Below are 3,413 nucleotides of genomic sequence, written 5' to 3'. Positions count from 1 at the left end.
ACAGGGGAATGCATTGCAAAGGTGGGAGCGAGCCTSSCTCGCGAAGGCACCAGTTGATTCAACCTCAAATCACAGACCTGACTTCAACTTGCTGAACGCCCGAATCAAAGCCCGATTGAACGCCTTGCCATTGTCGTTCTTGCTGTACAGCGAAGCCCGCACCGCCGCTGACGGATACGTCCCCGGATCATTGCGGATCGACGCGTCAACCAAAGCATCCGCCGCCGTGATCGCATTGGCGTAGTGGATGATGTCAGTGATCGGCGCGATCACCTCAGGCGTCATCAGATAATCCATCAACGCCAGCCCGGCCTGCGGATGCGGCGCATCCTTGGGAATGACCATGGCGTCAAACCAGATCAACGTACCTTCTTTGGGGATGCGGTAACTGAGCTGGAACGGCTTGTTCGCCGCTTGCGCCTGCCCTGCTGCAATCGCCACGTTGCCGTTCCATGACATCGCCACGCAGGTGTTGCCGTTGGCCAGGTCGCTGATGTTCAGGTCGTTGTCGAAGTAACGGATGTACGGGCGGATCTTCGCCAGTTGCTGCTCGGCGAGTTTCAGGTCATCGAGGTTCTGCCGGTTGATGTCCAGGCCCATGTACTTCATGACCGCCGCGAACACTTCGTTCGGATCGTTGAGCAGACTGACCCCGCAATCGGCAAATTTCGCCACCACGGCCGGGTCAAACAGCATCGCCCAACTGTCGGTCGGCGCCTGCGGCAGACGCTGCTTGATCGCCTGTTCCTGATAGCCCACCCCCGTGGTTCCCCAGGCGTAAATCCCGGCGTAGCGGTTGCCCGGATCGAACACCGCCATGTGCTGGCGAAACTCCTCGCCAACCCCGGCAAAGTGCGGCACTTGCGCCTTGTCCAGCGGCTGGATCGCACCACTCTCGATGGCCCGCGACAGGTGCTGGCCGGCGGTCAGCACCAGGTCATAACCGCTGCGCCCGGTGAGCAGTTTGGTTTCCACGGTTTCCAGCGAATCGAAGTGATCGGCGACCACCTGAATGCCGGTCTGCGCTTCAAAATTCTTCAGCGTATCCGGGGCCAGGTACTCGCCCCAGATGTACAGATTGACCACCGGTCTGGCGGTGTCGGCGGCCTGCACACACAGGGGTGCGAGCACCAGCAATAACGCTTGAGTCAGTTTGTGCAGGCCCATCATCACACCCCCTTGATGTTTGGCGTGCCGGCGTATTGCGGCATGGTGATGCACGCGACGTTGCCGCCGCCGAGAAGGATTTCCCTGGAGTTTTCGATGCCGACAATCTGGTGCTGCGGGAACAGTTCGGCCAGGGTCGCCATGGCCACTTGATCGTTGCGATCACCGAACAGTGGCACCACGATCGAACTGTTGCCGGCGTAGTAGTTGATGTACGACGCGCAGATTCTGGTGCCGGCCTGACGGGTGTGGGTGCTGTCCTGCTGATCGAGGCCTTCGGCTTCCTCGGCGGTCCACTCCAGCACGTCCGGTTGCGGCAGTTTGTGCACGATCAACGCGCGACCTCGACTGTCGCGGGTGCTGCGCAGGATGTCGTAGGCCTCCTGATAGATTTCCCATTGCGGGTCATCGCGGTTGTCAGTCCATTGCAACACCACTTCGCCGGGGCGCACGAAGCACGCGAGGTCATCGACATGGCCATCGGTTTCGTCGAACTTGCAGCCGCGCGGCAGCCAGATCACCTGTTCGGCGCCAAGGTAATCGGTCAGGCGCCGAGTGACCTCGTCCTTGCCCAGATGCTGGTTGCGATTGCGGTTGAGCAGACATTGCTCAGTGGTGAGGATGCTGCCCTGACCGTCACTCTGGATGCCGCCGAGTTCGGCAATCAGCGGTGCGCGGTAACGGTCGAAGCGTTCGATTTCGAGGATCTTGCTGGCGATCTGGTCGTCCTTGTCCCACGGGTAATACAGGCCACCGTCGAGCCCGCCATACGCGTTGAACTCGAAGTCGACGCCACGCACTTCGCCGCTTTCATCATTGACCACAAAACAGGGGCCGCTGTCACGAAACCAGGTGTCGTTGCAGGTCATCTCGACCACGCGCACTTGCGGCGGTAATTGGCGGCGGGCGGTGGCAAATTGCGCGGCGGAGGCGCAGACCGTGACCGGTTCGCTGTAGGAGATGGCGGTGACGATCTGCACCCAGACTTTCTGCGCCGGTTTCGCGCCGTTGCGCCACACGTCGGTGCGCTCCGGCCAGCCTAGCCAGCAGCCGGATTTGGCTTCGAATTCGCCGGGCAGACGGAAGCCGTCGTGTTTGGGGGTGGAGTCGAGCAAACGTGCCATGGTCAAACCTCGTCTTGGGTGGGGAATGACCACAGGCTAAGGTCGCGGCCGGCAGGCTCGCCAACGATGATTATTGCGGAACCGTTGAATTCAACTCATCAATCGCTCAACTGATCGTTGAACCATTCGAGCATCTGCGCCACCGCCGGACGCTCCAGCCGCAGCCGTTCGCAAACCAGCGCGTATTGGCCGAGCGCGGTCATGCTCGCGCTGAACGGCCGCACCAGTCGCCCGCTCAGCAGGTCCTCTTGCGCGGTGAGGTTGTCGCCCATCGCCACGCCCTGCCCCTGCGCCGCCGCTTCCAGCGCCAACCCGGCATGGGCGAAATACAGCTGACGCTGCGGGCGCAGATCGCCGGCGTGGCTGGTGAGCCACGTTGTCCAGGTCTTGCCATCCTGATCGTCGTGCAGCAGGCAATGGCGCACCAGGTCCTTCGGCGACTTCAAAGCGCCCTGGTTGAACAGCCCGGGGCTGCACACCGGGAAGAATTGCAGCGCCGGCAACGGCCGCACGAAGCAGGAACTGCTGTCGACAGGTCCGGTGCCATAGGTGATCGCCAGATCAATGTCCTCGCCGGGCGCGCTGGCGTCGATCGGCTGTTCGTAGAGATGCAGGGTGATGTGCGGATAGCGCGCATAGAAATCGGTGAGGCGGTTCACCAGCCACTTCTGCGCCAGCTCGGCGGTGACCGCCAGACGCACGACCGCCAGCGAGGATGGGTCGCGCAGTTCATCGCAGGCCTCGCCGATCAATTCAAAGGCCTGCTGCAGGCTCTGCATCAGGCGCCCGGCGGCGATGGTCGGGCGGATCTGCCGGCCTTCGCGGATGAACAGCGAGACGCCGAGCTGCTCTTCGAGCTGACGGATCTGGTGGCTGACCGCGCTGTCGGTGACGCACAACTCGGCGGCAGCCCGGCCGAAATGCGCGTGGCGGGCGGCGCATTCGAAGGTTCTGAGGGCGGCCAGTGAGGGGAGTCTTCGCATGGGTTGGGGTGCCTTTTTTGGGGACATGCTGACCGGGCTGGCGGTGGGCGTCCAGTGCGACCGAGTTATCGTTCATCGCTGGCAAGCCAGCTCCCACAGGTTTTGTGTCGAACGGCAAAGTCGCGCACACCAAAAAAAT

General features: G+C 62.2%; 3 protein-coding genes. All 3 read right to left on the bottom strand.

Annotation, left to right across the window (positions count from 1 at the left end; all coding sequences use genetic code 11):
• Window positions 1-69: 69 nt before the first annotated feature.
• The 3 genes from HT737_RS26925 to HT737_RS26915 all read right to left on the bottom strand — a co-directional run bounded on the left by HT737_RS26925 (window position 70) and on the right by HT737_RS26915 (window position 3,274).
• Complete coding sequence (locus tag HT737_RS26925) at window positions 70-1,167, bottom strand: extracellular solute-binding protein (protein WP_182404346.1); 1,098 nt, start codon at window positions 1,165-1,167, stop codon at window positions 70-72.
• Between the two features lie 2 nt (window positions 1,168-1,169).
• On the bottom strand, window positions 1,170-2,291 hold the full coding sequence (gene aguA / locus HT737_RS26920; protein ID WP_182404345.1) for an agmatine deiminase: 1,122 nt from the start codon (window positions 2,289-2,291) through the stop codon (window positions 1,170-1,172).
• A gap of 98 nt (window positions 2,292-2,389) precedes the next feature.
• A complete protein-coding gene (locus HT737_RS26915) occupies window positions 2,390-3,274 on the bottom strand; it encodes a LysR substrate-binding domain-containing protein (RefSeq protein ID WP_047293650.1) in 885 nt (294 codons plus the stop codon).
• Window positions 3,275-3,413 lie beyond the last annotated feature (139 nt).

Source organism: Pseudomonas sp. MD195_PC81_125, assembly GCF_014060985.1.
Lineage (GTDB): Bacteria > Pseudomonadota > Gammaproteobacteria > Pseudomonadales > Pseudomonadaceae > Aquipseudomonas > Aquipseudomonas parakoreensis.
The sequence above is the reverse complement of the archived record's forward strand: the minus strand, read 5'-3'. Positions and strand labels throughout refer to the sequence as shown.

Excerpts from the sequence above, each read along its gene's own strand:
- aguA (WP_182404345.1), bottom strand. The coding sequence starts at position 2,291 with ATGGCACGTTTGCTCGACTCCACCCCCAAACACGACGGCTTCCGTCTG.
- HT737_RS26925 (WP_182404346.1), bottom strand. The coding sequence starts at position 1,167 with ATGGGCCTGCACAAACTGACTCAAGCGTTATTGCTGGTGCTCGCACCC.
- HT737_RS26915 (WP_047293650.1), bottom strand. The coding sequence starts at position 3,274 with ATGCGAAGACTCCCCTCACTGGCCGCCCTCAGAACCTTCGAATGCGCC.